Source organism: Stenotrophomonas sp. YJH_SMC_82 (genome assembly GCF_059368875.1).
Genome location: NZ_JCAFSE010000001.1, coordinates 1352255 through 1377635, shown reverse-complemented (window position 1 = coordinate 1377635; position 25381 = coordinate 1352255). Strand labels below are relative to the sequence as shown.

Annotated in this window: 21 protein-coding genes and 2 tRNA genes; 3 read left to right on the top strand and 20 right to left on the bottom strand. The window is 65.8% G+C overall.

Annotation, left to right across the window (positions count from 1 at the left end; genetic code table 11):
- The first annotated feature begins 139 nt into the window (after positions 1-139).
- Genes AC5P53_RS06090 through AC5P53_RS06080 form a run of 3 tightly spaced genes read left to right on the top strand, consistent with a single transcriptional unit; the run spans position 140 to position 2269 of the window.
- The gene (locus tag AC5P53_RS06090) at positions 140-436 is read left to right on the top strand and encodes a hypothetical protein (RefSeq protein ID WP_005410439.1); all 297 of its coding nucleotides are present in this window, start codon (positions 140-142) and stop codon (positions 434-436) included.
- Entirely contained in the window at positions 436-699 is a 264-nt protein-coding gene (locus AC5P53_RS06085; RefSeq protein WP_241887693.1) for a hypothetical protein, read from the top strand. Before AC5P53_RS06090 ends, AC5P53_RS06085 begins: the two co-directional genes overlap by 1 nt.
- Positions 700-709: 10 nt before the next feature.
- Complete coding sequence (locus AC5P53_RS06080) at positions 710-2269, top strand: PepSY-associated TM helix domain-containing protein (protein WP_069116130.1); 1560 nt, start codon at positions 710-712, stop codon at positions 2267-2269.
- A gap of 24 nt (positions 2270-2293) precedes the next feature.
- On the opposite strand, the gene AC5P53_RS06075 is transcribed toward AC5P53_RS06080, so the two are convergent.
- From AC5P53_RS06075 to nuoF, 20 genes are all read right to left on the bottom strand, one after another.
- Positions 2294-2698 (bottom strand): VOC family protein, encoded by a 405-nt coding sequence (locus tag AC5P53_RS06075; RefSeq protein WP_241887692.1) that lies wholly within the window; start codon positions 2696-2698, stop codon positions 2294-2296.
- Positions 2699-2795: 97 nt separating this feature from the next.
- Positions 2796-3986, bottom strand: a complete 1191-nt coding sequence (locus tag AC5P53_RS06070) for a glycoside hydrolase family 18 protein (RefSeq protein WP_241887691.1) — start codon at positions 3984-3986, stop codon at positions 2796-2798.
- Positions 3987-4266: 280 nt separating this feature from the next.
- A complete protein-coding gene (gene pnp, locus AC5P53_RS06065) occupies positions 4267-6375 on the bottom strand; it encodes a polyribonucleotide nucleotidyltransferase (protein WP_046431803.1) in 2109 nt (702 codons plus the stop codon).
- A gap of 151 nt (positions 6376-6526) precedes the next feature.
- On the bottom strand, positions 6527-6787 hold the full coding sequence (rpsO, locus tag AC5P53_RS06060) for a 30S ribosomal protein S15 (RefSeq protein WP_005417886.1): 261 nt from the start codon (positions 6785-6787) through the stop codon (positions 6527-6529).
- A gap of 173 nt (positions 6788-6960) precedes the next feature.
- Positions 6961-7869 carry a tRNA pseudouridine(55) synthase TruB gene (truB, locus tag AC5P53_RS06055; RefSeq protein WP_014647857.1) on the bottom strand — a complete coding sequence of 303 codons (909 nt, stop codon included), beginning with the start codon at positions 7867-7869 and terminating at the stop codon, positions 6961-6963.
- A 107-nt stretch (positions 7870-7976) separates the two neighbouring features.
- On the bottom strand, positions 7977-8360 hold the full coding sequence (rbfA, locus tag AC5P53_RS06050) for a 30S ribosome-binding factor RbfA (protein ID WP_005410447.1): 384 nt from the start codon (positions 8358-8360) through the stop codon (positions 7977-7979).
- 132 nt (positions 8361-8492) lie between these two features.
- The gene (infB, locus tag AC5P53_RS06045; RefSeq protein ID WP_014647858.1) at positions 8493-11138 is read right to left on the bottom strand and encodes a translation initiation factor IF-2; all 2646 of its coding nucleotides are present in this window, start codon (positions 11136-11138) and stop codon (positions 8493-8495) included.
- Positions 11139-11230: 92 nt separating this feature from the next.
- A complete protein-coding gene (gene nusA, locus AC5P53_RS06040; protein WP_014647859.1) occupies positions 11231-12742 on the bottom strand; it encodes a transcription termination factor NusA in 1512 nt (503 codons plus the stop codon).
- A gap of 4 nt (positions 12743-12746) precedes the next feature.
- Positions 12747-13337: a ribosome maturation factor RimP gene (gene rimP / locus AC5P53_RS06035; protein WP_014647860.1), complete on the bottom strand. Its 591-nt coding sequence runs from the start codon at positions 13335-13337 to the stop codon at positions 12747-12749.
- Positions 13338-13703: 366 nt separating this feature from the next.
- Positions 13704-13780, bottom strand: a tRNA-Met gene (locus AC5P53_RS06030).
- 82 nt (positions 13781-13862) lie between these two features.
- Positions 13863-13939 (bottom strand) — tRNA-Met (locus AC5P53_RS06025).
- 127 nt (positions 13940-14066) lie between these two features.
- Entirely contained in the window at positions 14067-15527 is a 1461-nt protein-coding gene (nuoN, locus tag AC5P53_RS06020; protein ID WP_032957446.1) for an NADH-quinone oxidoreductase subunit NuoN, read from the bottom strand.
- Positions 15528-15542: 15 nt separating this feature from the next.
- A complete protein-coding gene (locus AC5P53_RS06015) occupies positions 15543-17051 on the bottom strand; it encodes an NADH-quinone oxidoreductase subunit M (RefSeq protein WP_019660580.1) in 1509 nt (502 codons plus the stop codon).
- A gap of 23 nt (positions 17052-17074) precedes the next feature.
- On the bottom strand, positions 17075-19249 hold the full coding sequence (gene nuoL, locus AC5P53_RS06010) for an NADH-quinone oxidoreductase subunit L (protein ID WP_046431809.1): 2175 nt from the start codon (positions 19247-19249) through the stop codon (positions 17075-17077).
- A gap of 7 nt (positions 19250-19256) precedes the next feature.
- Positions 19257-19562, bottom strand: a complete 306-nt coding sequence (gene nuoK / locus AC5P53_RS06005) for an NADH-quinone oxidoreductase subunit NuoK (RefSeq protein ID WP_005417921.1) — start codon at positions 19560-19562, stop codon at positions 19257-19259.
- Positions 19559-20215: an NADH-quinone oxidoreductase subunit J gene (locus AC5P53_RS06000; RefSeq protein ID WP_014647864.1), complete on the bottom strand. Its 657-nt coding sequence runs from the start codon at positions 20213-20215 to the stop codon at positions 19559-19561. Before AC5P53_RS06000 ends, nuoK begins: the two co-directional genes overlap by 4 nt.
- A 9-nt stretch (positions 20216-20224) precedes the next feature.
- A complete protein-coding gene (nuoI, locus tag AC5P53_RS05995; protein WP_005410456.1) occupies positions 20225-20713 on the bottom strand; it encodes an NADH-quinone oxidoreductase subunit NuoI in 489 nt (162 codons plus the stop codon).
- A 4-nt stretch (positions 20714-20717) separates the two neighbouring features.
- Entirely contained in the window at positions 20718-21812 is a 1095-nt protein-coding gene (gene nuoH / locus AC5P53_RS05990; RefSeq protein WP_014037948.1) for an NADH-quinone oxidoreductase subunit NuoH, read from the bottom strand.
- Positions 21809-24043 carry an NADH-quinone oxidoreductase subunit NuoG gene (gene nuoG / locus AC5P53_RS05985; protein ID WP_241887690.1) on the bottom strand — a complete coding sequence of 745 codons (2235 nt, stop codon included), beginning with the start codon at positions 24041-24043 and terminating at the stop codon, positions 21809-21811. Before nuoG ends, nuoH begins: the two co-directional genes overlap by 4 nt.
- Positions 24040-25380 carry an NADH-quinone oxidoreductase subunit NuoF gene (gene nuoF, locus AC5P53_RS05980; protein ID WP_014647866.1) on the bottom strand — a complete coding sequence of 447 codons (1341 nt, stop codon included), beginning with the start codon at positions 25378-25380 and terminating at the stop codon, positions 24040-24042. Before nuoF ends, nuoG begins: the two co-directional genes overlap by 4 nt.
- Between the last annotated feature and the right edge of the window lies 1 nt (position 25381).

Below are 25381 nucleotides of genomic sequence, written 5' to 3'. Positions count from 1 at the left end.
CATGTCCGCGCAGCCCGCCCCGTGCCAGCCTGCCCGCTTCCCCCCAGGACCTCGTGATGCGCCACCCGCTCCGACCGGCTCCCGCCGGCCCCGCCCGTGCCCCGCGTTCGCTGGCCCGCTGCCATGGCGGCCGCCCGCAATGATCACCGTCGGCCTTTCCACGCTGGGCTTCTGCAGCCTGGGCATGCTGGCAGCGATGTTCTCGGCACTGGCCTTCTATGCCGCCTCGCCGCACTGCCGCTGGCCCCGCCTGCGCCGCGCCGGCCGCCTCGGCCGCCAGATCGGCCTGGTCGCCGCGGCTGCCGCATTGTGGCTGTGGATGGCCGAACTCGGCTTTGCCGCTGGCCTGGTGGCGATGCTGTGCACCTGGATGCTGGCCGCGATGCTGCTGCCGGCACTGGCCGCCTGGCATCGCCCGGGCACGGAGTCGCCCTGATGTGGCCGCGCGCCTTCGCCGGCATCGTGGCCGGCTTCTTGCTGGCCGCCGCCGCGACCGGGCTGGTGACGTGGTTGCCGCCGGGCCCCTGGCAGAACGCGCTGGTGCCCAGCCTGGTCACGTTCATCCCGCTGTGGATGCTGGCTGCCCTGTGGGCGTTCAGCTTCCGCAGCGCGCTGCGCGCCTGGGTGACACTGGCCGGCAGCGCTACGGCCGGCTTCGCCGTGCTGACGCTGCTGCGCCTGACCGGCGCGGTGCAATGAGACTCCCCCCATGAAGTTCAGCTCGCAGACCCTGCGTACGTTCACCACCCTGCACACCTGGGTCGGCCTGGTTGCCGGCTTCGGCCTGTTCGTGGCCTTCTACGCGGGTGCGCTGACCCTGTTCCACCACGACCTGCCGCTGTGGCAGACGCCCGGTGCAGCCACCGCGTTGCCGGCGGGCCTGGACGATGCGCAGTACCTGCTGGAAGACGTGCTGGCGGCACACCCGGAAGCCCGCCGCCACGTCGGCATGACGTTCCCCGGCGCCGAACATCCGCAACCCCTGGCCTACTGGCAGGCCGACGACGGCAGCTGGCGCTATGCCTGGCCGGGCCAGATCGCCGGCAGCCCGACGCCGCCACAGACCGGGCTGGCCGAACTGGTCAACGAACTGCATTACAGCCTCGGACTACCGGTGGCCGGCATCTACGTGATGGGCATCGTCAGCCTGCTGTATGGCATGGCGCTGCTGAGCGGCCTGGTGATCCACCTGCCGAAGCTGTTCGGCGACCTGTTCGCGCTGCGTCCGGGCCGCAACCTGAAGCAGCTGTGGCAGGACGCGCACAACGTGATCGGCGTGCTCAGCCTGCCCTTCCACCTGATGTTCGCGGTCACTGGCGCCCTGCTCTGCCTGGTGTTCGTGCAGATGGCCCTGCTCAATCCACTGATCTACGACGGCAAGGCCCTGCAGGCGGTACCGACTGCAATGGACACCGCGCCGGTGCGCGACGCCAGTGGCATCCCGGCACCGCCGGGCAGCCTGCGCCTGCTGCATGCGCGCGCGCTTGAAGTAGCACGCGCACAGGGCGTGGCCAACTTCGAGCCGGCCTACCTGAAGCTGGCCAACGCCGGCGATGCCAGCGCCACGATCGAGATCACGGGCGAATCCACCGGCACACTCGGGCCGCTCGGTTCGGTGGCCCTGGACGTGGCCACTGGCAACGTCCTGGCCTCCCAGCTGCCGGGCCAGCGCGATGCCAACCACGCCACGCTCAGCGCCGCCTATGCCCTGCACTTCGGTGAGTTCGGCAATGGCGTGGTGGTCTGGCTGTACTTCCTGCTCGGCCTCGGCGGTGCGTTCCTGTTCTACTCCGGCAACCTGTTGTGGATCGAGTCGCGGCGCAAGCGTCGCCAGCCGCAACAGCCGCGTGCCGGGGTGAACATGGCACGGGCCACGGTTGGCGTGTGCATCGGCCTGTGCGTGGCGATCTCGGTCGCTTTCATCACCGCGCTGGTGCTGGAGCGGTTGGCACCGTCGGCGGTCGACCATGGCATCCGCTGGGCCTGCTTCGGCAGCTGGGCAGCCTGTGCGCTGTGGGCTGCACTGCGCCGCCCCGCGCAGGCGGCGCGCGAGCTGCTGTGGGCCGCAGCGCTCAGCACTGCACTGGTGCCGGTCCTGCACGGCGCACTCAATGGTGACTGGCTGTGGCGCGCCGCCGCGCGTGGCCATTGGCCGCTGTTCTGGGTCGATGCCATCGCGCTGGCCATGGCCTTCGGCTTCGCTCGCCTGGCCGTCGCCAGCCAGCGCCGCGCCCGCAACGGCGACCCCAACAGCGTCTGGGCCAACTAAGCCTTCACCGGGCATGGCCCGGCGCTACCGCTGCAGGTGTTCTTCGCCCGGGTAACGACTCACTTCGATCAGGTTGCCATCCGGGTCGCGGAAGTACACCGATTCGATCGGTCCCAGCGCACCGGTACGTGTGGCCGGCCCCTCCTCCACCGCGATGGCCTGCGCCTGCAGGTGCGCCAGCACATCGACCATTGCCGTATGCGTGACCAGGCACAGATCGGCACTGCCCGGCGTGGGTCGCAGCGCATGCGGCTGCAGTGGCGCGCTGGCCGGATGCAGGTTGATCTTCTGCTGGCCGAACTGCAGCGCGGTACGGCCAGCGCCGAAGCGCACGACCTGCATGCCGAGCACGCGCTGGTAGAAGTCACAGCTGCGTTCGATGTCGGCGACGGTGAGGACCAGGTGGTCCAGGCGTTCGAGATGGATCATGCCCAAAGCGTAGCGCCGCCGGCGTCGTCGCAATGTGCGGTGTCGGGCCGATGGCGTTGCCGCCTGGCGCCGGGCATGGCCCGGCGCCACCAGTGACTCAATCGCCGATGCGCGCCTTCTGCCACGGGCCGAGCATCGCGTTGAGCAGGCTGGCCTGCTCGTCGTCGCCGGTCAGCTCCCACATGAACACCCCGGCCAGGCCCTGCTCGCGGGCGAACCGGGCACGCAGGCCGATCGAGCGCGGGTCTTCATAGCTGATGAAGATCTTCTGCACGGCGTTGTACAGCCACGGGCTCTGCGCCTGCGGCTGCCAGTGCTTCACCCAACCCGGCTGGTCGAGATAGCGCGCCTTGATCACCCGCCAGTCGCCGGCGTCGGCCGGTGCGCTGTAGGGCTGATACAGGCCATCCGGCGCATCGCCGGTGACCTTGAAGCCGCGCCCATAGAACGGCACGCCCAGCACCAGCTTGTCGGCCGGCACACCGTGCTCGCGGTAGTACTGCACCGCGCCGGCCACGTTGTTCCAGCGCCGCAGCTCCGGCGCCAGCGGATCGGCCGGCACTTCATGCAGGGGCGCATTGAAGGTCGACACCGATGAGAAGCCGGTGCCCATGTCATAGCTCATCAGGTTGATGAAATCGAACACCTTGGCCAGCGCCGGCAGGTCGTAGCTCGCCGCCGGATCATAGGGGCCATCGGTCTGCAGGCGACCGGCGGCCAGCGCGGCGGTCAGCAGCATTGGCTGCCCCACCTTGCGCCCATGCGCATCGAGTGCCACGCGGAACGCCTGCGCGAGCCTGGTCAGGTTGGCGCGATCCTGCGGGCGATGCGCCAGCTCCTTCGGCCCGCCACTGACCGGGAACTCCCAGTCGATATCCACGCCATCGAAGCTGCCGGCATGGTGATCGAAGAACAGTGCCATGCATGAGTCCACCAGGCGCTTGCGGCTGGCCTCGGTCAACGCTGCATCGGAGAACCCACCCGCACCCCAGCCACCGATCGAAATCAGCGTGCGCAGGTGCGGATGCGCCTTCTTGAGCTCGGCCAGCGCGGCGAAGTTCTTCGGCGCTTCCGCGCCGACCGCGCAGCGGCCGTCCTCGATGGTGGAGAACGCATAGAACAGATGGGTCAGGCGCTCGGCGGGAATGCTCGACACCGGATAGCGCTCGGCCGAGCCGCCGGGGTAGTAGGCACCGAAGATCGGCGGCGGCGGCGGCGCGGCGCGCGCAGCGATGGGCACGGCACCGGCAATCAGCACGGCAAGGACGGCCACGGTCTGGCGGAACATGGGATCTCCCGGTTCGAAGGCGCCGCCACGTTAGCAAACCGATGTGGCTGTGGGACGGTTGTCGCGGCATGTCGTCCCGTGGACAGGCGTGATCCGCGCAACCGTGACAGAACGATGGCCACGTGGCGGCGCTCACGCACTGCAGCAGGACATGCAGCGACCTGGATGAGCGGCACTGCATGACATCAAGGCAAAGAAAAAGCGGGCCGAAGCCCGCTTTTTCATTTGCGGAAGCGTGAGGACCGACGGTCCTCACCCACCGCACAATCAGCAGTACCGATTACTCGGCGCTGACGGCGTCGCCTTCTTCCACGGCCTTCATCGACAGGCGGATACGGCCCTGCTTGTCGACTTCCAGCACCTTGACCTTGACCACATCGCCTTCCTTCAGAACGTCGCCGACCTTCTCGACGCGATCGCTGGAGATCTGCGACACGTGGACCAGACCGTCCTTGCCCGGCAGGATCGTGACGAACGCACCGAAGTCCATGATCTTGGCGACCTTGCCTTCGTAGATGCGGCCCGGCTCGACGTCCGAGGTGATCTGCTCGATGCGGGCCTTGGCGGCCTGGGCAGCGATGGCATTGACCGAAGCGATGACGATGGTGCCGTCATCCTGGATGTCGATCTGGGTGCCGGTTTCCTTGGTGATGGCCTGGATGGTCGAGCCACCCTTGCCGATCACTTCGCGGATCTTGTCCGGGTGGATCTTGATGGTCAGCAGGCGCGGCGCGTAGTCCGACAGCTCTTCACGCGGAGCGGTCAGGCCGTGGGCCATTTCGCCCAGGATGTGCAGACGACCAGCCTTGGCCTGCTGCAGAGCCTGCTTCATGATCTCTTCGGTGATGCCTTCGATCTTGATGTCCATCTGCAGGGCGGAAATGCCCTCAGCGGTACCGGCCACCTTGAAGTCCATGTCGCCCAGGTGATCTTCGTCACCCAGGATGTCGGACAGGACGACGAAGCGCTCGCCTTCCTTGACCAGGCCCATGGCGATACCGGCCACCGGCGCCTTCACCGGCACGCCGGCGTCCATCAGGGCCAGCGACGAGCCGCAGACCGATGCCATCGACGAGGAACCGTTCGACTCGGTGATTTCCGAGACGACGCGGATGGTGTACGGGAAGGATTCCAGCGACGGCATGACAGCCAGCACGCCGCGCTTGGCCAGGCGACCGTGGCCGATTTCGCGGCGCTTCGGGCCCATCATGCGGCCGCACTCACCCACCGAGAACGGAGGGAAGTTGTAGTGGAACAGGAAGTTTTCCTTGTACTCACCGGCAACGGCGTCAATGACCTGGCCGTCACGGGCGGTGCCCAGGGTGATGGTCACGATGGCCTGGGTTTCGCCACGGGTGAACAGCGAGGAACCGTGGGTACGCGGCAGCACGCCGGTCTTCACGGTGATCGGGCGGACGGTGTCCAGCGCACGGCCGTCGATACGGACCTTGGTGTCCAGCACCGAGTCACGCATGGTGCGGTATTCCAGTTCGCCGAATTCCTTCGACAGCTCGGCCGGGTTCCAGCCTTCAGCGGCCACGCGACCAGCCAGGGCTTCGAACACGTCCTTCTTGATCGCCGAGATGGCGTCGCGGCGCTGCAGCTTGTCACGCACCTGGAAGGCTTCGCCCAGGCGCGGGCCGATGGCTTCCTTCAGGGCGGAGATCAGCGCTTCGTTCTTGGCCGGGGCTTCCCAGGTCGACGGCTTGGTGCCGGCTTCGACGGTCAGCTCGTTGATCGCGTTGATGACCTTCTGCATTTCGCGGTGACCGAAGGTCACGGCGCCCAGCATCACTTCTTCGGACAGCAGCGCGGCTTCGGATTCAACCATCAGCACGGCGTTGGAGGTACCGGCGACGACCAGCTCCAGCTGCGAGTCAGCCAGTTCGCTGACGGTCGGGTTCAGGATGTACTCGCCGTTCTTGTAACCGACCTTGGCCGCGCCGATCGGACCCATGAACGGGGTGCCAGCCAGGGCCAGGGCAGCCGAAGCACCGATCAGGGCCGGGATGTCACCGTCCACGTCCGGGTTCAGCGACATCACCGTGGCGATGATCTGCACTTCGTTCTTGTAGTCTTCCGGGAACAGCGGGCGGATCGGACGGTCGATCAGACGCGAGATCAGGGTTTCCTTCTCGGTCGCACGGCCTTCGCGCTTGAAGAAACCACCCGGGATACGGCCGCCGGCGTAGAACTTTTCCTGATAATCGACGGTCAGCGGGAAGAAGTCCTGGCCTTCGCGCGCGCTCTTGGCGGCGACGGCGGTGACCAGCAGTACGGTGTCGTCCATCTTGACGATGACGGCGCCGCTGGCCTGACGGGCGACTTCGCCGGTCTCAAGCGTGACGGTGTGCTTGCCGTACTGGAAGGTTTTGGTGATTTTTGCCACGGAGGGTGTCCTTGGGGATGCTGTCTGCGAATTTGGACCGTCGGCGACCCTTGCCGCCAGCGGGTGGCCGGATCGTTCCGGCCTGAATCGGGGATTGCGGTACTACAAAACAAAACCGCGGCGCATCGCTGCGCCGCGGGGGATTCGTTGCTTAGCGACGCAGGCCAAGCTTCTCGATCAGGGCCTTGTAGCGCTCGACGTCCTTCTTCTTCAGGTAGTCGAGCAGGCTGCGACGGCGGTTGACCATCTGCAGCAGGCCGCGGCGGCTGTGGTGGTCCTTCTTGTGGGTCTTGAAGTGGCCGGTCAGCAGTTCGATGCGGGCGGTCAGCAGTGCAACCTGGACTTCCGGGGAGCCGGTGTCAGCCGCGCTGCGCTTGTTGTCTTCAATGACCTTCTGGGTGTCGATCGACATTTCTTTTTTCTCTGTGATGCGTGGCCGGCAGGAACGCGCTTCGCGCACCGCCAGGCTCGCCGTGGACTACGAGGATGAAACCTGCGCGAGGCAGGTTGCCGGAAAACGGCCGCGAAATTGTAACGGCCGGGGGCGTCCGGGACAAGGACCGGGGCTGAACCGGCAGGCCCCGGTCAGAGGTTGAAACGGCGCTGCGGGGCCAGCAGGCCACTCTCGTCGACCTGGCCCAGGCCCTGGACAGCATCGTCCGGACCGAACACGGCCACCAGGCCGCGCGGCCAGGACAGGTCGCGCTGGCGCTGGCCCACGCAGAACCGGTGGGCCTGGTCGGCGTCCAGGTCGACCCTCGGGTATTCAGCCAGCCCGGCCGCCAGCGGCAGCAGCAACGCGTCCATGCCAGCCTCGTCACCGGCCTCGACCATCGCCCGCAGCTGGTCCAGGGTGACCATGGCAGGCTCGCGGAACGGCTCGACCCAGAGCCGGCGCAGCGCGCTGATGTGGGCGCCACAGCCCAGGCGTTCGCCGAGGTCGCGGGCCAGGCTGCGGATATAGGTGCCGGAACCACAGGTCACGCGCAGCCGCAGCCGTTCCGGCTGCTGCTCCAGCACCTCGATGGCGTGTACCTGCACCTCGCGTTCGGGCGCTTCGATGACGTCACCGCGGCGGGCCTTCACATACAGCGGTTCCCCGCCCTGCTTCAGCGCCGAATAGATCGGGGCACGCTGGCGGATGGTGCCGGTCAGCGGCGCCAGCGCAGCCTGCAGGGCCTGGGCACTGATCGCCGGCACCGGGCGCTGCAGCAGTACCTGGCCTTCGGCATCGTCGGTATCGGTGGTCTGGCCGAGCACGATCTCGGCGTCGTAGGCCTTGGCCGAACCCAGCAGCAGGCCGGCGATCTTGGTCGCCTCGCCGAAACACAGCGGCAGCAGGCCGGTGGCCAGCGGGTCGAGGCTGCCGGTATGGCCGCCCTTCTCGGCGCGGAACAGGCGGCGCGCCACCTGCAGGGCGGCGTTGGAGCTCATGCCGGTCGACTTGTCGAGCAGCAGGATGCCATCCAGGCGACGGAACTGAATTCGGGTCATGACAGGAAAGTGTTGGGACGGGCCATGCTCGGCTGCCGCAGCGCGGCCTGCATCAGACATCGCGCAGCCGGAATGCAGCAACGCCGGGCATGCCCGGCGTCGCGCGGTTATTCTTCGTCGCTCTCGCGACGCTTCTCGGCGGCCAGCGTGTCGGGCAGGTCGCGCAGGATGTTGTCGATGTGCTCACCACGGTCGACCGAGTCGTCGTAGTGGAAATGCAGCTCCGGCACGTGGCGCAGCTTCATCGCGCGGGCCAGGTCCATGCGCAGGCGGTAGCCCAGTTCCTTCAGGCCGGCCACGGCTTCAGCCGAACGTTCCGGCATCAGCGCGGTGACGAACACCTTGGCATGGGCCATGTCGCGGGTGATTTCCACGTCGGACACGCTCACCGAGGGCAACCCGTGCTCGCGCACGGCGTTGTGCACCAGGGTGCCGAGTTCACGGCGCAGCTGGGCGGAGACACGGTCGGTTCGATGGAAAGTCTTGGGCACGAGGAGCTCTTGGTTCAGTTGTCGCCCGACCAACGGTCGGGCACTACCTTTGATTCGATTGTCGCCCGACCAACGGTCGGGCGCTACAGGTACATGGTGGGGCCCGACCGTTGGCCGGGCCACCTTGCAGCATTACAGGGTGCGCGGCACTTCGATACGTTCGAAGCACTCGATCTGGTCACCCGGCTTGACGTCGTTGTAGGCCTTCACCGCGATACCGCATTCGGTACCGTTGCGGACTTCCTCGACGTTCTCCTTGAAGCGACGCAGCGATTCCAGCTCGCCCTCGAAGATCACCACGCTGTCGCGCAGGACGCGGATCGGCTTGTTGCGCTTGACCACACCCTCGATGACCATGCAGCCGGCGACGGCACCCAGCTTCGAGCTGCGGAAGACGTCGCGGACCTCGGCGATACCGATGATCTCTTCGCGGATCTCCACGCCCAGCAGACCGGAGGCCACCTGCTTCACCTGGTCGATCACGTCATAGATGATCGAGAAGTAACGCAGGTCGACACCATTGGATTCGATGATGCGACGGGCCGAAGCGTCCGCACGCACGTTGAAGCCGATGACGGTGGCCTTCGAAGCGGCGGCCGAGTTGGCGTCCGACTCGGTGATGCCACCCACGCCGGAGTGGATCACGTTGATGCGGATGTCTTCGTTGGACAGCGCGACCAGTGCCTGGCTCAGCGCCTGCACCGAACCCTGCACGTCGGCCTTGATGACCAGGTTGAGGACCTGCTGGCCCTCGCCCTTGCCCAGGGTCGCCATGATGTCTTCCATGCGGCTGCCAGCGGTGGCCACCAGGCGCGATTCACGGCGCTTGGTCTCGCGCTGCTGGGCAACGTCCTTGGCCAGGCGCTCGTCCTCGACGACCACGAAGTCGTCACCAGCTTCCGGCACGCCGGACAGGCCCAGGACCTGCACCGGGATGGACGGGCCGGCGAACTCCGGCTGCTTGCCGGTTTCGTCGAACAGCGCACGCACGCGGCCGTACTGGATGCCGCACACCAGGTAGTCGCCCTTCTTCAGGCGGCCCTGCTGCACCAGCACCGTCGCGACCGGGCCGCGGCCCTTGTCCAGCGACGATTCGATCACCACGCCCGAGGCGCGGCCTTCATCGACCGCCTTCAGTTCCAGCAGTTCGGCCTGGATCGAGATGGCGTCCAGCAGGTCGTCGATGCCCAGGCCGGTCTTGGCCGAGATCTCCACCATCTGGGTGTCACCACCGAAGTCTTCGGCCACGACCTGCTCGGACAGCAGTTCGTTCTTGACCCGCATCGGATCCGCGTCGGACTTGTCGATCTTGTTGATCGCCACGATCAGCGGCACACCCGCCGAACGGGCGTGCTGGATCGCTTCCTTGGTCTGCGGCATGACGCCGTCATCGGCGGCCACGACCAGCACCACGATGTCGGTCAGCTTGGCGCCGCGCGCACGCATCGAGGTGAAGGCGGCGTGGCCCGGGGTGTCCAGGAAGCTGATCACGCCCTTCGGCGTATCGACGTGGTAAGCGCCGATGTGCTGGGTGATGCCACCCGCTTCGCCGGTGGCGACCTTGGTGCGGCGGATGTAATCCAGCAGCGAGGTCTTGCCGTGGTCGACGTGGCCCATGATGGTGACCACCGGCGGACGCTGGGTGGCTTCGCCCTGGTTTTCACCGGTCGAGGCCAGCAGTGCGTCTTCGGCGTCGTTGTCGTTGGCGCGGATCGCCTTGTGGCCGAGTTCTTCGGTCACCAGCGCGGCGGTGTCGTGGTCGATGGACTGGGTGATGGTCGCCATCACGCCCATCTTGAACAGCGCCTTGACCACCTCGCCGCCCTTCAGCGCCAGCTTCTGCGCCAGGTCGGCCACGGTGATGGTGTCGCCGATCGCCACTTCACGCACCACCGGTGCAGTCGGACGCTCGAAGGCGTGCGGGCCGGCATTGTTGCCACCGCGCGACATGTCGCGACGGCCACCGGCCTGGTTGCGCCCGCCCGGACGACCCCGGGTGTTGCTGTTGTTGCTGTTGCCACGACGCGCACGGTCGGCGGCCGACAGGTGCATCTGGCCGGCGAAACGGTCACCCGGGCCACGCTCGTTGCGCGGCGCGCTGCGGTTGTTGCGGTCGTCGTTGCGCGGCGGCGGCGGTGCACCACGCGGCGCAGCCGGGGCTGCGGCCGGGGTGCGCGGCGGGCGCGGCGCGGTTTCGTCGATCGGAGCACGCTTGGGCTTGCTGGCAGCCAGCGTCTCGGCCGCCTTGGCGGCAGCCGCAGCTTCCTCGGCAGCCTTCTTCTCGGCCTCGGCGCGTTCCTTGGCGGCGGCCTCTTCCTCACGGGCACGGACGATGGCTTCGTCGCGCAGACGATCCTTCTCGGCCAGGGCCTGCTGTTCGGCAAGGTTGCGGGCACGCGACTCTTCCAGCTTGCGCAGGATGTCGGCGCGCTCTTCGTCCGGGGTCATGGCGCGAGCACCATCCTTGACGTAGGTACGCTTCTGGCGCACCTCGACATTCACGGTCGTCTTGCTGCGACCGGAATTGACCGTCACTTCCTGCTGCTTCCGGCGGTTGAGCGTGATCTTCTTCGCAGACTGATCGGTCTCTTCCGGGGCCTGCTCGGGCTTGCCGTGCGAACGACGAAGGAAGCCCAGGAGCTTCACCTTCTCGGAGCTGGTCACGACCTGGTCGGGACCGCTGAACTTCATGCCGGCACCGGCCAGCTGTTCCAGCAGTTTTTCGACCGGCGTGTTGACCAGTTCGGCAAGCTTGCGGATGGTGGTTTGCTGCGACATTCGGATCCTATGATCTTGTGGGCGCCCCCCCGCATGTGGAGGTGGCGCGGATTCTACGCCCTGAGCGGCTCAGGGCCCTGTTCATTGCCGGCTCATTCGCCGCGTTCCAGTCGGGCGATCTCCTCGGCACGGGCGGCCAGGATCAGCGCAGCGGCGCGCGCCTGATCCAGTCCTTCGATGCCGAAGTCCATGACCTCGTCGGCGGCCAGGTCGGACAGATCCTCGCTGGTACGCACGCCGTGGCCGGCCAGCGCGTACGCGGTGGCTTCGTCCATGCCCTTCAGGGACAGCAGGTCCTGCGCCGGCTGGCCGTCTTCAAGGCCTTCCTCGACTGCCAGGGCCTCATTGAGCAGCGCATCGCGGGCACGAGCGCGCAGCTCTTCGACGATGTCCTCGTCGAAACCTTCCACGGCCAGCAGTTCGCCGACCGGGACATATGCGATTTCCTCGACGGTGCCGAAGCCTTCGCTGACCAGGATGCCGGCGATTTCCTCGTCCACTTCCAGCTTGTCCATGAACAGCTGGCGGGCCGCAGCCTGCTCGGCTTCCGACTTGGCGGTGACCTGGTCCTGGGTCATCACGTTGAGCTGCCAGCCGGTCAGGCGGCTGGCCAGGCGCACGTTCTGGCCGCCCTTGCCGATCGCCTGGGCCAGGCGGTCTTCGGCAACGGCCAGGTCCATCGAGTGCTTGTCTTCATCGACGATGATCGACTGCACTTCGGCCGGCGCCATCGCGTTGATGACGAAGTTGGCCGGGTTGTCGTTCCACAGCACGATGTCCACGCGCTCGCCATTGAGCTCGTTGGACACGGCCTGCACGCGCGAACCGCGCATGCCGATGCAGGCGCCGATCGGATCGGTGCGCTGGTCGTGGGCCAGCACGGCGATCTTGGCGCGGTCGCCCGGGTCACGTGCACAGGCCTTGATTTCCACCAGGCCCTGGCCGACTTCCGGCACTTCCAGCTTGAACAGCTCGATCATGAATTCCGGGGCGGCACGGCTGATGAACAGCTGCGGGCCACGCGGCTCCGAGCGCACTTCGGCCAGGTAGCCGCGCACGCGGTCACCGGCGCGCAGCACGTCGCGCGGGATGCCCTTGTCCTTCGGGATGAAGCCTTCGGCGTTGCCACCGAGGTCGACATAGATGTTGCCGCGCTCGGCGCGCTTGACCACGCCGGTGATCAGCTCACCCACGCGATCCTTCCACGCATCCACGACCTGCTGGCGCTCGGCTTCGCGCACGCGCTGGACGATGACCTGCTTGGCGGCCTGGGCAGCGATGCGGCCGAAATCCGGGTTCTCGATCTGCTCTTCGATGTAGTCGCCGACCTCGACGCCTTCGGCTTCATCGACGGCATCCATCAGGCGGATCTGGCGGTCCGGCGATTCCATGACCACGTCATCGGCCACCACTTCCCAGCGGCGGAAGGTTTCGTAGCTGCCGTCCTTGTGGTCGATGACCACGCGGGTCAGCACTTCCTCGTCGGGATAGCGCTTCTTCGCTGCCGAGGCCAGGGCGGCCTCGATGGCATCGAAGATCACTTCACGCGGCACGCCCTTCTCGTTGGCGACTGCGTCGACTACCAGCAACAGTTCCTTGCTCATTGGCTCACTCCGCGCGCGGCTTCTTTGCCGCCGGCTCGTTGGAAGAAGAATTCGTGTTCGGCTTCGGACGCTTCGGCGCCGGACCGGTCGGCTTGCTCGGGGCCAGCCCCAGCGCCACCCAGTCGGGCATGATCCGTGCCTTGTCGATGTTGTCGGCCGACACGACCACTTCGGCCTTGTCGACGATGAAAGTGATGGTCCCCGCCGCCTCGTCGGTCGCCTCGATACGACCCTGCAGGCGACGACGGTTGTCCTGCGGCAGCTTCAGCGTGACCTTGGCCGATTCGCCGAGGTGACGGCCGAACTGCTCCAGGCTGAACAGCGGACGGTCGACGCCCGGCGAGGACACTTCCAGCGTGTAATTGCCGCTGATCGGGTCCTCGACGTCCAGCTGCGCCGACACTTCGCGGCTGACCCGCTCGCAGTCGTCGACATTGATGATGCGCTCGGGCTGTTCAGCCAGCGGCACGTCGATGTAAAGGCGCAGGGTCGCACCGCCGGGGGCCGGCAGATACTCAACGCCCAGCAGCTCCAGGCCCAGCGACACAACGGTCGGGGCGAGCAGATTCGCGATGTCGGTTGCCTTGTCGCTCACAGCCTGCCTTGATCTCTATGGTTGGGTGCCGGCCTTGGCCGGCGTGGAAACGTGACGCCCCGGAAACGACAAAGGGCCCGTTGGGCCCCTTTTCCGGAAAGACTCCGGTGACTGGATTCCGGTTGCAACCTGCATTGCCTGCCGGCTGCGGCCCTCCTTCCGGGTCCGGACTCCCGCTGGGAGGCCGCCTTCAGGGGTACTGCTAGGCCGCTGATGATAGCGACTGCACCGCGCTGGTGCAAGGTGCGGACCCGGGTCAGATCCCTTTTCCCGTGGATAAGGGATCTGACCCCGATCACGCAGAAACAACGCAGACCCCAAAGAAAAACGCCCTCGAAGCAGGACTTCGAAGGCGATCTCTTTACTTGGTAGCGGGGGCAGGATTTGAACCTGCGACCTTCGGGTTATGAGCCCGACGAGCTGCCAGACTGCTCCACCCCGCATCAGAAGCGGAATCATGAGGCATTGCTGCGAAAAATGCAAGCTTTCCCTCATTCATCGAACCGGTTGGCGCCGATCCGACGTTGGTAGCGGGGGCAGGATTTGAACCTGCGACCTTCGGGTTATGAGCCCGACGAGCTGCCAGACTGCTCCACCCCGCACCGGAAGTGTTTGAACTGTTGCCCTGCTCTTTCGAGAAGGGCTACCGCAACGATGTTCTGGCTGAACCGCTGCAGTGACAACTCAGGCTGCGCATATTACACGAATCGCGCAGCTTTGTGTCAACTTTCATGCAAGATGCGCAAATGCCTGCTGGCACCAGACCATGATCGGGTTCCAGGCCAGGCCCAGCGCGAGCAGCGCCAGGGCATTCACGCCCAGCACCACGCCCAGCACGCGGTCGTTGCTGCGCGGCATGGCCTCGCCCACCGGCTCATCGAAGTACATGACCTTGATGACGCGCAGGTAGTAGAAGCAGCCGACCACGGCGCACAGCACGCCGAGGATGGCCAGCCACAGCAGGCCGCCGTTGACGGCCGCGCCCAGCACCGCCAGCTTGGTCCAGAAGCCCAGGAACGGCGGGATGCCGGCCAGCGACGCCATGATGCACAGCACCAGGCCGGCCATCCACGGGTTGCGGGCGTTCAGGCCCTTGAAGTCCTCGATGTTCTCGGCTTCAAAGCCGGCACGCGACAGCGCGATGATCGCGCCGAAGGCGGCGGTGGACATGATCGCGTAAGCCAGTGCGTAGAACAGCGCGGCGGCGTAGCCCTGCGAACCGCCACCGGCGATGCCCATCAGCAGGAAGCCGATGTGCGAGACGGTGGAGAACGCCAGCATGCGCTTGAGGTTGCTCTGCGCGATGGCCATCAGGTTGCCGATGACCAGCGATACCGCGGCCAGGCCGGCAATCAGCAGCTGCAGTTCGGTCGACAGCGGGCCCACGCCCATTTCCAGCAGGCGGTAGGCCATGCCGAACGCGGCCAGCTTCGGCGCCGAGCTGATGAACAGTGCGATCGGTGCCGGGGCACCTTGGTACACGTCCGGCAGCCACATGTGGAACGGCGCGGCACCCAGCTTGAAGGCGACGCCGGCGATCATGAACACCGCACCGGTGATCAGCAGCACGCGCTCTTCCGAGTGCGGGATGGCCTCGCGGATCACATCCAGGTGCAGGCTGCCGGTGGCGCCGTAGATCAGAGACATGCCGTAGAGCAGCAGGCCCGAGGCCAGCGAACCCAGCACGATGTACTTCATCGCCGCTTCCGAGGCCAGGCCGCTTTCGCGGTTGCTGGCGACCAGGGCGTAGGAGCACAGCGCCAGCAGTTCCAGGCCCAGGTAGACCATCAGCAGGCTGCCGGCCGAGACCAGGATCATCATGCCGGCGGTGCCGAACAGGATCAGCACCGGGATCTCGCCCTGGAACAGGTCGCGATCACGCAGGTAGCGCCAGCCGTAGACCAGGGTCAGGCCGCTGAGCAGCACGATTCCGGTCTTCATCACGTCCGCGGCGGTATCGCGCACGAACATGCCATGGAAGACCTCCCCCTGCCCGCCCACGCCGGTGGCCAGCATGAACAGCACCACGGCCAGCGCAGCGAGCGAGAACAGGTGGGTGACGATCTTGTTCCGGTTGCTGACGAACAGGTCGAGGATCATCAGGGCGAAGGCGCTGCCGATCAGCACCAGCTCGGGAGCGAGCGGTGGCAGGTCAGCGGCGGTCAATGGCAGCAGCGGCGAGGTGGTCATCATCAAATCCTGGAATTACAGCAGCTTGCTGGATGCGATCTGCATCGCCAGCTTCGCGATCGAGGGCTCCATCAGGTCGGTCAGCGGCTTGGGGTAGATGCCCAGGGCCAGCACGCCGATGGCGAACACGCCCAGCACCAGCCATTCGCGGCCGTTGATGTCCTTCAGTTCGGCAACATGGCTGTTGGCCACTTCACCGAAGAAGATGCGCTTGTACAGCCACAGGGTGTAGGCGGCGCCGATGATCAAGGTGGTGGCCGCGCCCAGGGCGATCCACGGATTACGCTGGAAGGCCGAGAGGATGACCATGAACTCGCCAACGAAACCGCTGGTACCCGGCAGGCCCGCGTTGGCCATGAAGAACAGCATCGCGAAGGTGGCGAACCACGGCATCACGTTGACCACGCCGCCGTAATCGGCGATGCGGCGGCTGTGCATGCGGTCGTACAGCACGCCGACGCAGGAGAACATCGCGCCGGACACGAAGCCGTGCGAGATCATCTGCACCATGGCGCCCTGCAGGCCCAGGCGGGCGGCATCGGCGTTGCCGGCTTCGCGCACCAGCCACAGGGCGATGAAGGTGCCCAGGGTGACAAAGCCCATGTGCGCGATCGACGAATAGGCGATCAGCTTCTTCATGTCGTCCTGCACCAGGGCGACCAAGCCGACGTAGATCACCGCGATCAGCGACAGCGCGATCACCAGCCAGGCCCATTCCTGCGACGCGTCCGGGACGATCGGCAGGTTGAAGCGCAGGAAGCCGTAGCCACCGATCTTCAGGGCGATCGCGGCCAGGATCACCGAACCGGCGGTGGGCGCTTCCACGTGGGCGTCCGGCAGCCAGGTGTGGACCGGGAACATCGGCACCTTGACCGCGAAGGCGATCAGGAAGGCGAAGAAGATCCAGGTCTGCTCCTTGGCCGACAGCGGCAGCGCGTACAGGTCGGCCAGCTGGAAGCTGCCGCCCTTCATGTACAGGTAGATCAGCGCCACCAGCATCAGCACCGAGCCGAGGAAGGTGTACAGGAAGAACTTCAGCGCGGCGTAGATGCGGCGCGGACCGCCCCAGACACCGATGATCAGGAACATCGGGATCAGCATCGCCTCGAAGAACACGTAGAACAGCATCGCGTCCGTCGCGGCGAAGATGCCGACGGTGACACCTTCCAGGATCAGGAAGGCCGCCACGTACTGGTTCACGCGCTTGTCGATGGCGCTCCAGGCGCCGATCAGGGCAAGCACGCTGACCAGGGTGGTCAGCAGGATCAGCGCCACGGCAATGCCGTCCACGCCCAGGTTGTAGCCGATCTTGTACGCCGGGATCCAGGCATGGGTCTCGACGAACTGCAGACCATCGACGCCTGCGTTGTAGCCGCTCAGCAGCGAGAGGCTCGCCACGAAGGTCAGCACCGCTACGCCCAGCGACGCCCAGCGGGCGGTCTGCGCATCACGGATCGCAAGGATCAGGGCACCACCGATGATCGGCAGCCAGATGAGGACACTGAGTAGAGGCCAGTTCGACACGTCTTCTTATTCCGTACAGGTCATCAACGCAGGTAATGCATCAGCACGCCCAGCAGGGCAATCAGGCCGATGATCATCGCGAAGGCGTAGTGATAGAGGAAACCGGATTGGGTACGACGCAGCACGCCGGCTGCGACGTCCACAACACGTGCCGAGAGATTGACCACGCCGTCGACGATGTTGCTGTCGATCCAGCGCGAGACCTTGCCCAGCTTGACGCTGCCACCGGCAAAGCCATCGATCCACAGCTTGTCGAAGCCGTACTTGTTTTCAAGCACCGACACCAGCGGAGCAAAGGTCTTGCGGGCCTTGCCCGACAGGTCCGGCTTCCACAGGTAGAACAGTGCGGCCAGCAGGAAGCCCGCAACGGTCAGCATGAACGCCGGAGCCATCATGCCATGCAGCGCGAAGGCGACCGGGCCATGGAACTCCTCACCCAGGAAGCCGATGGTGTTCTTGGCCGGATCGTAGAAGTCGACGATGCCGGTGAAGAACGTGTGCGCCTGGCCCTTGATGGCATCGTGCGCGTGGTTGCCGGCCCAGTCGGTGCCGTACAGCATCGGGCCGATGCTGAAGAAACCGATGGCGATCGACGGGATGGCCAGCAGGATCAGCGGCAGGGTCACCACCCACGGGGTTTCGTGCGGCTCGTGCGGACCGTGGCCATGGCCGTGGTCGTCGTGGCCATCACCATGGTGTGCATCGCCGTGGTGGGCGTCGGCGGCGTGGTGATCGTCATGGCCGTGGCCGTGATCGTCATGCGCGTCGCGGAAACGCTCCTTGCCGTGGAAGGTCAGGAACAGCAGGCGGAAGCTGTAGAAGCTGGTGACGATCACGCCACCCAGCACCGCCCAGTAGCCATAGGTGGCCACCCAGCTGTTGGACAGGTGCGCGTGCAGCTCGGCCGCCTCGATGATGGTGTCCTTCGAGTAGAAGCCGGAGAAGAACGGCGTGCCGACCAGCGCCAGGGTACCGATCCACATGGTGATGAAGGTGATCGGCATGTACTTGCGCAGGCCGCCCATCTTGCGCATGTCCTGCTCGTGGTGCATCGCGATGATGACCGAGCCGGCGCCCAGGAACAGCAGGGCCTTGAAGAAGGCGTGGGTCATCAGGTGGAACACGGCAGCCGAATAGGCCGACACGCCCAGTGCAACCGTCATGTAGCCCAGCTGCGACAGGGTCGAGTACGCGACCACGCGCTTGATGTCGTTCTGCACGATGCCGATCAGGCCAGTGAAGAACGCGGTGGTGGCACCGATGAACAGCACGAAGTTCAGCGCGGTCTGCGACAGCTCGAACAGCGGCGACATGCGGGTGACCATGAAGATACCGGCGGTCACCATCGTCGCGGCGTGGATCAGTGCCGAGATCGGGGTCGGGCCTTCCATCGAGTCCGGCAGCCACACGTGCAGCGGGACCTGGGCCGACTTGCCCATGGCACCGATGAACAGGCAGATGCAGATGACGGTGGCGATCGACCAGATCACCGGCTCGTTCAGCAGCTGCATGCCCAGCAGCGTGCCGTCCCAGATCTGCAGCTGGGCGCGCGGGTCGGCCAGCATGCCGGCCTGCGAGAACACCTGCGAGTAGTCCAGGGTGCCGAACACCCACAGCACGCCGGCGATGCCCAGCAGGAAGCCGAAGTCACCGACGCGGTTGACCAGGAACGCCTTCATGTTGGCGAAGATCGCGGTCGGGCGCTTGAACCAGAAGCCGATCAGCAGGTACGACACCAGGCCCACCGCTTCCCAGCCGAAGAACAGCTGCAGGAAGTTGTTGCTCATCACCAGGGTGAGCATCGAGAAGGTGAACAGCGAGATGTAGCTGAAGAACCGCTGGTAGCCCGGATCGTCCTGCATGTAGCCGATCGTGTAGATGTGGACCAGCAGCGACACGAAGGTCACCACCACCATCATCATCGCGGTCAGCTTGTCGACCATGAAACCGACGTGGGCCGAGTACTGGCCGACTTCGAAGAACGTGTAGATGTTCTGGTTGAACGGCTGCGCCCCGCCCCACAGCAGCTGGTAGAGCGTATACATCGACAGGCCGCAGGCCACCGCGACGCCGAGGATGGTGATGGTCTGCGCGCCGAAGCGCTTGACCTGGCGACCGAACAGGCCGGCGATGATGCTGCCGAACAGCGGTGCGAGCACCACTGCGATCAACAGACTCTTGGAGAGAGTGATTTCCATCTGTGGATCAGCCCTTCAACGAATCGACTTCGCCGACATTGATCGTGCGGCGTGTACGGAACAGGGTCACCAGGATCGCCAGGCCGATGGCGGCTTCCGCGGCGGCGACGGTCAGGATGAAGAACACGAACAGCTGGCCGGACGGATCGCCCAGCTGACGCGAGAAGCCGACGAAATTGATGTTCACCGACAGCAGCATCAGCTCGATCGACATCAGCAGGACGATGACGTTCTTCCGGTTGAGGAAGATACCGGCCAGGCTGATGGCGAACAGCACCGCGCCCAGCGCGAGGATATGGCCAAGGGTGATCACGGCTGGGTCTCCTCGCCGGCGACCGGCTTGCTGTTGCTGTGCACGACCGGTGCTTCGGCACCCATCTTGACCATGCGCAGGCGCTGGCCGGCCTTGACCATGGTCTGCTGGCCCGGGTTCTGGCTCTTCACGCCGGTACGGCGACGCAGGGTCAGCATCACGGCGGCAACCACGGCCACGGTCAGGATGACGGCGGCGAACTCGAACGGCAGCAGGTACTCGGTGAACAGCGTGCGTGCCAGCCAGGTGATGTTGGAGCTGTCGGCGGCGACCGCAGCGGCGTTGTCGGCCGGGAACGGCGTGACCGAACGCGCCTTGACCCCGATCAGGATCAGCATCTGCGCCAGCATCGCGACCGCGACAATCAGGCCGACCGGCAGGTAGCGCACCCAGCCCTCACGCAGCTTGGTGGGGTCGATGTCCAGCATCATCACCACGAACAGGAACAGCACCATCACCGCACCGACGTAGACCAGCACCAGCGCCACACCGAGGAACTCGGCGCCCACCAGCAGCCACACGCAGGCGATGGAGAAGAAGGTCAGCACCAGGCAGAGCACGGCGTGAACCGGGTTGCGCACGCTGATCACCGCACCGGCCGAAACCGTTGCCGCGATGGCGAACACCCAGAAAGCGATATTTACCCAATCCATCTCTCGACCTCAGCGGTAAGCGGCATCGGCGGCGCGACGCTCGGCGATCTCGTTTTCGAGACGGTCGCCCAGGGCCAGCAGCTGCGGCTTGGTAACGATGTTTTCGCCACGATTCTCGAAGTGGTACTCGAGGATGTGGGTTTCGACGATCGAGTCCACCGGGCAGCTTTCCTCACAGAAGCCACAGAAGATGCACTTGAACAGGTCGATGTCATAACGCGTGGTGCGGCGGGTGCCGTCCTCGCGCTTGGCCGAGTCGATGGTGATGGCCAGCGCCGGGCACACCGCTTCGCACAGCTTGCAGGCGATGCAGCGCTCTTCGCCGTTGGGATAACGGCGCAGCGCATGCAGGCCACGGAAGCGCGGCGACTGCGGGAACTTCTCCATCGGGTACATCATCGTGTACTTCGGCTTGAAGCTGTACTTCAGCGTCAGCCAGAGGCCCGCCAGCAGTTCGAGCAGCAGCAGGCTCTTGAAGTAATGGGTAATCCTGTTCATCACTTTAGACGCCCTTTTGAATCACGCCGAAGAACACCATGACGGCGGTAACCGCGATCCACAGAATGGCCAGCGGGATGAAGACCTTCCAGCCCAGGCGCATGATCTGGTCGTAGCGGAAGCGCGGGAAGCTGGCACGGAACCAGATGTAGGCACTGGCGAAGAAGAACACCTTGACGAACAGCCACGGCGCGCCCCCCTTCCAGATCCAGTCGACCAGCGGCGAGACATCGCCGAAGTTGACCCAGCCCTGGACCGGGCTCAGCCAGCCCCCGAGGAAGAAGATCGAGATCAGGAAGCTGATCAGGATCATGTTCGCGTATTCGGCCAGGAAGAACAGGGCGAAGGCACCGCCGGAGTATTCGACCATGTGGCCGGCGACGATTTCCGATTCGCCTTCCACCACGTCGAACGGCGCGCGGTTGGTTTCAGCCACGCCCGAGACCCAGTAGATGACGAACAGCGGGAACAGCGGCAGCAGGAACCAGTCGAAGAAGCCGGAACTGCCGGCCTGCGCCATCACGATGTTGCTCAGGTTCAGGCTGCCCGAGGCGATCATCACGCCGACCAGGGCGAAGCCCATGGCGATTTCGTAGCTGATCATCTGCGCCGAGGCGCGCATCGCCCCCAGGAACGCATACTTCGAGTTGGACGCCCAACCGGCCAGGATGATGCCGTAGATGCCCAGCGAGGTCATCGCCAGCAGGTACAGCAGGCCGGCGTTGGCGTTGGACAGCACGATCTGCGAATCGAAGGGCACCACCGACCAGGCCGCGAAGGCCGGGGCCAGGGTGATCAGCGGGGCCAGCAGATAGATCGCCTTGTTGGCGCTGCTCGGCTGAACCACTTCCTTGAACAGCAGCTTGAAGACGTCGGCGAAGGCCTGGAAGATGCCCATGCCCACGTACATCGGGCCGTGGCGGACGTGCATCCAGCCGATCAGCTTGCGTTCCCAGACCACGTAGAAGGCCACCGAGATGATCACCGGAACGGCGATCACCAGGATCTTCAGGATGATCCAGATCAGCGCGCCGATGTCACCGAGGCCCAGCAGCCACTGGTGCAGCGGGTCGACCGCGTTCAACAGCAATTCGTTCATGCAGCCACCACCGATACGCGAGCGGCACCCAGCGGCGCGGTCGCGCCGTGGCCCGATTCAATCCAGACCGAACCCGCAGCGACGCGGGCGTCGACCACCACCGGCAGGGTGGCCTTGCCGGCATCGGTGCCGACCTTGGCCATCTGCCCTTCCTGCAGCTGCAGGCGAGCGGCATCTTCAGCGTTCAGCACGATGCGCGGGGCGTTGTTGAGCGGATGCGACTGCAGCGCCGGGGCGCGACGGACCACCGCATCGGTGCGGTAGATCGCGGCGGTCGAAGCCACTTCCAGGCCTTCGCCGGCAACCACCGGCTGCGCCGAAGCGGCAACGGTGACCGATACCGGGGCCAGGCTGGCGCGCAGGCCGGCCAGGTCGGTGAAGTCGAAACCGGCCACGGCCAGCTCGCCGCCCAGGGCGCGCAGCACGCGCCAGCCTTCACGGGCCTCGCCCGGCAGCTTGCCGCCGGCACGGGCCGACTGCTCGCGACCATCAAGGTTGGTCAGGGTGGCGTCGATTTCCGGCAGCGCACCGATCGGCAGGATCACGTCGGCGACGTCGCGGGTCGAGGCACAGGCGAACTGGCTGAAAGCCACCACCTGGGCACCGGCCAGCGCCTTGCGCGCGGCAGGTGCATCGGCGAAGTCCAGGCCCGGCTCAAGGCCGTACACCACATAGGCCTGGCGCGGCTGCGCCAGCATCGCGGCGACGTCCCTGCCGGCCGGCAGCACACCGGCGCGGGTCAGGCCAACGGCGTTGGCGCCCTGCGGGATGCGGCACAGCTTGGCACCGGTGGCGGCGGCGAACTCACGCGCAGCAGCGCGGATCGCGGCAGCCCGCGGGTGGTTTTCGGCGATGCCACCGACGATCAGCACGGTGTTGTTGCCGCCCTGCACTGCCGAACGCAGCTCGGCGTTGGCCAGCGCGTCGACGAACTTGGACGGTGCGACGATCTGCTTGCCGGCGATGCTGAAGGCGAAGTCGAAGTCCACCGGGTTGACGACATGGATCTTCGCGCCCTTGGTGGTCTGCGCCTTGCGCAGGCGGGCGTGCAGCAGCGGCAGTTCGTGGCGGATGTTGCTGCCCAGAACGACGATGCGGTCAGCGCCTTCGATTTCGGCCAGCGGCAGGCCGAACACTTCGGCGGTTGCGGCGTCGGAGAAATCGCGGTTGTTGATGCGGTGGTCGATGTTGCCCGTGCCCAGGCCCTTGGCCAGGCGGGCCAGCAACGCGCCTTCCTCGTTGGAGGTGGACGGGTGCACCAGCACGCCCAGGTTGTCGCCCTGGTTCGCCTTGAGGATCTCGGCGGCCGCGGCCAGGCCTTCGGCCCAGCTCACTTCCTTCCACTCGCCATTGACCTTGCGCAGCGGCTTGACCGCACGGTCTTCGCTGTACAGGCCCTGGTGCGAGTAGCGGTCACGGTCGGACAGCCAGCACTCGTTCACGGCTTCGTTGTCGCGCGGCACGGTGCGCAGCACTTCACCGCGACGCACGTGCAGGAACAGGTTCGAACCCATCGCGTCGTGGTAGCCCAGCGATTCGCGCGCGGTCAGTTCCCACGGACGGGCGCGGAACTGGAACACCTTGTTGGTCAGCGCGCCGACCGGGCAGACGTCGACGACGTTGCCGGACAGCTCGGTGGTCAGCGGCTTGCCGTCAAAGGTACCGATCTGCAGGTTCTCACCGCGGTACATGCCACCCAGTTCGTAGGTACCGGCAACGTCGGCGGTGAAGCGGACGCAGCGGGTGCACTGGATGCAGCGGGTCATCTCGGTAGCGACCAGCGGGCCCATGTCCTCGTCCGGCACCACGCGCTTGCGCTCGTTGAAGCGGCTGACCGAACGGCCATAGCCCAGCGACACGTCCTGCAGCTCGCACTCGCCGCCCTGATCGCAGATCGGGCAGTCCAGCGGGTGGTTGATGAGCAGGAACTCCATCACCGAGCGCTGGAACTTCAGTGCCTTCTCGCTACGGGTGGCGACCTTCATGCCGTCCATCACCGGGGTGGCGCAGGCCGGCGCCGGCTTCGGCGACTTCTCCACGTCCACCAGGCACATGCGGCAGTTGGCGGCGATCGGCAGCTTCTCGTGGTAGCAGAAGCGCGGAATCGGAATACCGGCCTTGTCGGCCGCCTGGATGATCATCGAACCCTTGGGCACGACCAGCGACTTGCCATCGATCTCGATGGTCACGTGATCCGGTGGCACGTTCGGGTTTACGGGTTGCGCGCTCATGCGGCGGCTGCCTCCACCTTCTTGCCGTCAACCATCGAATGACCGTTGACGATGTAGTACTCGAATTCGTCCCAGAACTGGCGCAGGAAGCCCTGGATGGGCCATGCAGCCGCTTCACCGAACGCACAGATGGTGTGGCCTTCGATCTGCCCGGCCACCGCCTTCAGCTGGTGCAGGTCTTCCATCGTGGCCTTGCCGGCGACGATGCGCTCCAGCACGCGGTGCATCCAGCCGGTACCTTCACGGCACGGGGTGCACTGGCCGCAGGATTCCTTGTGGAAGAACTGGCTGATGCGGCAGGCGAACTTGACGCAGCAGACGCTGTCGTCGAGCACCACGATCGCGCCCGAACCCAGGCCGGAGCCCAGTGCACGGATGGTGTCGTAGTCCATCGGCAGGTCCTCCAGCTCGGCCGCGGTCAGCACCGGCATCGACACGCCGCCCGGGATCGCGCCCTTCAGCGTGCGGCCCGGACGCAGGCCACCGGCCATTTCCAGCAGGTCGTGGAATTTGGTGCCGAGCGGCACTTCGAAGTTGCCGCCGTTCTGCACGCAGCCGGACACCGAGAAGCACTTCGGACCGCCGTTGGCGGTCAGGCTCAGGCCCTTGAACCACTCCGGACCGTTGCGGATGATCGCCGGCACCGAACCGTAGGTTTCGGTGTTGTTGATCGTCGACGGCTTGCCATACAGGCCGAAATTGGCCGGGAACGGCGGCTTGTAGCGCGGCTGGCCCTTCTTGCCTTCCAGCGATTCCATCAGCGCGGTTTCTTCGCCGCAGATGTAGGCGCCGGCGCCCAGCGCACCGTAGATGTCGATGTCCACGCCGCTGCCGAGGATGTTCTTGCCCAGCCAGCCGTTCGCATAGGCGTCGGCCAGGGCCTGCTCGAAGTGCTCGAACGGCTCGTGGTGGAACTCACCGCGCAGGTAGTTGTAACCCACGGTCGAACCGGTGGCGTAGCAGGCGATCGCCATGCCTTCCACCACCGAATGCGGGTTGTAGCGCAGGATGTCGCGGTCCTTGCAGGTGCCCGGCTCGGATTCGTCCGAGTTGCAGAGGATGTACTTCTGCATGTTGCCCTTGGGCATGAAGGACCACTTCAGGCCGGTCGGGAAGCCTGCGCCACCGCGGCCGCGCAGGCCCGAGGCCTTGACCATCTCGATGACCTGCTCCGGCGGGATCTTCTCTTCGAGGATCTTGCGCAGGGCGGCGTAGCCACCGGTCTTCAGGTAGCTTTCGTACGACCACGGGGTGTCGTAATGCAGGGTGGTGTAGACCACCTGGTGCGGCAGCGGCGCGGGGCCGACCGGACCCTTGGATTCGTGGTGATGTGCCATG

Excerpts from the sequence above, each read along its gene's own strand:
- AC5P53_RS06000 (WP_014647864.1), bottom strand. The coding sequence starts at position 20,215 with ATGGATTGGGTAAATATCGCTTTCTGGGTGTTCGCCATCGCGGCAACG.
- nuoL (WP_046431809.1), bottom strand. The coding sequence starts at position 19,249 with ATGGAAATCACTCTCTCCAAGAGTCTGTTGATCGCAGTGGTGCTCGCA.
- nusA (WP_014647859.1), bottom strand. The coding sequence starts at position 12,742 with ATGAGCAAGGAACTGTTGCTGGTAGTCGACGCAGTCGCCAACGAGAAG.
- truB (WP_014647857.1), bottom strand. The coding sequence starts at position 7,869 with ATGACCCGAATTCAGTTCCGTCGCCTGGATGGCATCCTGCTGCTCGAC.
- nuoG (WP_241887690.1), bottom strand. The coding sequence starts at position 24,043 with ATGAGCGCGCAACCCGTAAACCCGAACGTGCCACCGGATCACGTGACC.
- AC5P53_RS06075 (WP_241887692.1), bottom strand. The coding sequence starts at position 2,698 with ATGATCCATCTCGAACGCCTGGACCACCTGGTCCTCACCGTCGCCGAC.
- nuoN (WP_032957446.1), bottom strand. The coding sequence starts at position 15,527 with ATGACCACCTCGCCGCTGCTGCCATTGACCGCCGCTGACCTGCCACCG.
- AC5P53_RS06090 (WP_005410439.1), top strand. The coding sequence starts at position 140 with ATGATCACCGTCGGCCTTTCCACGCTGGGCTTCTGCAGCCTGGGCATG.
- nuoI (WP_005410456.1), bottom strand. The coding sequence starts at position 20,713 with ATGAACAGGATTACCCATTACTTCAAGAGCCTGCTGCTGCTCGAACTG.
- nuoH (WP_014037948.1), bottom strand. The coding sequence starts at position 21,812 with ATGAACGAATTGCTGTTGAACGCGGTCGACCCGCTGCACCAGTGGCTG.
- AC5P53_RS06070 (WP_241887691.1), bottom strand. The coding sequence starts at position 3,986 with ATGTTCCGCCAGACCGTGGCCGTCCTTGCCGTGCTGATTGCCGGTGCC.
- rpsO (WP_005417886.1), bottom strand. The coding sequence starts at position 6,787 with ATGTCGATCGACACCCAGAAGGTCATTGAAGACAACAAGCGCAGCGCG.
- AC5P53_RS06085 (WP_241887693.1), top strand. The coding sequence starts at position 436 with ATGTGGCCGCGCGCCTTCGCCGGCATCGTGGCCGGCTTCTTGCTGGCC.
- nuoF (WP_014647866.1), bottom strand. The coding sequence starts at position 25,380 with ATGGCACATCACCACGAATCCAAGGGTCCGGTCGGCCCCGCGCCGCTG.
- AC5P53_RS06080 (WP_069116130.1), top strand. The coding sequence starts at position 710 with ATGAAGTTCAGCTCGCAGACCCTGCGTACGTTCACCACCCTGCACACC.
- infB (WP_014647858.1), bottom strand. The coding sequence starts at position 11,138 with ATGTCGCAGCAAACCACCATCCGCAAGCTTGCCGAACTGGTCAACACG.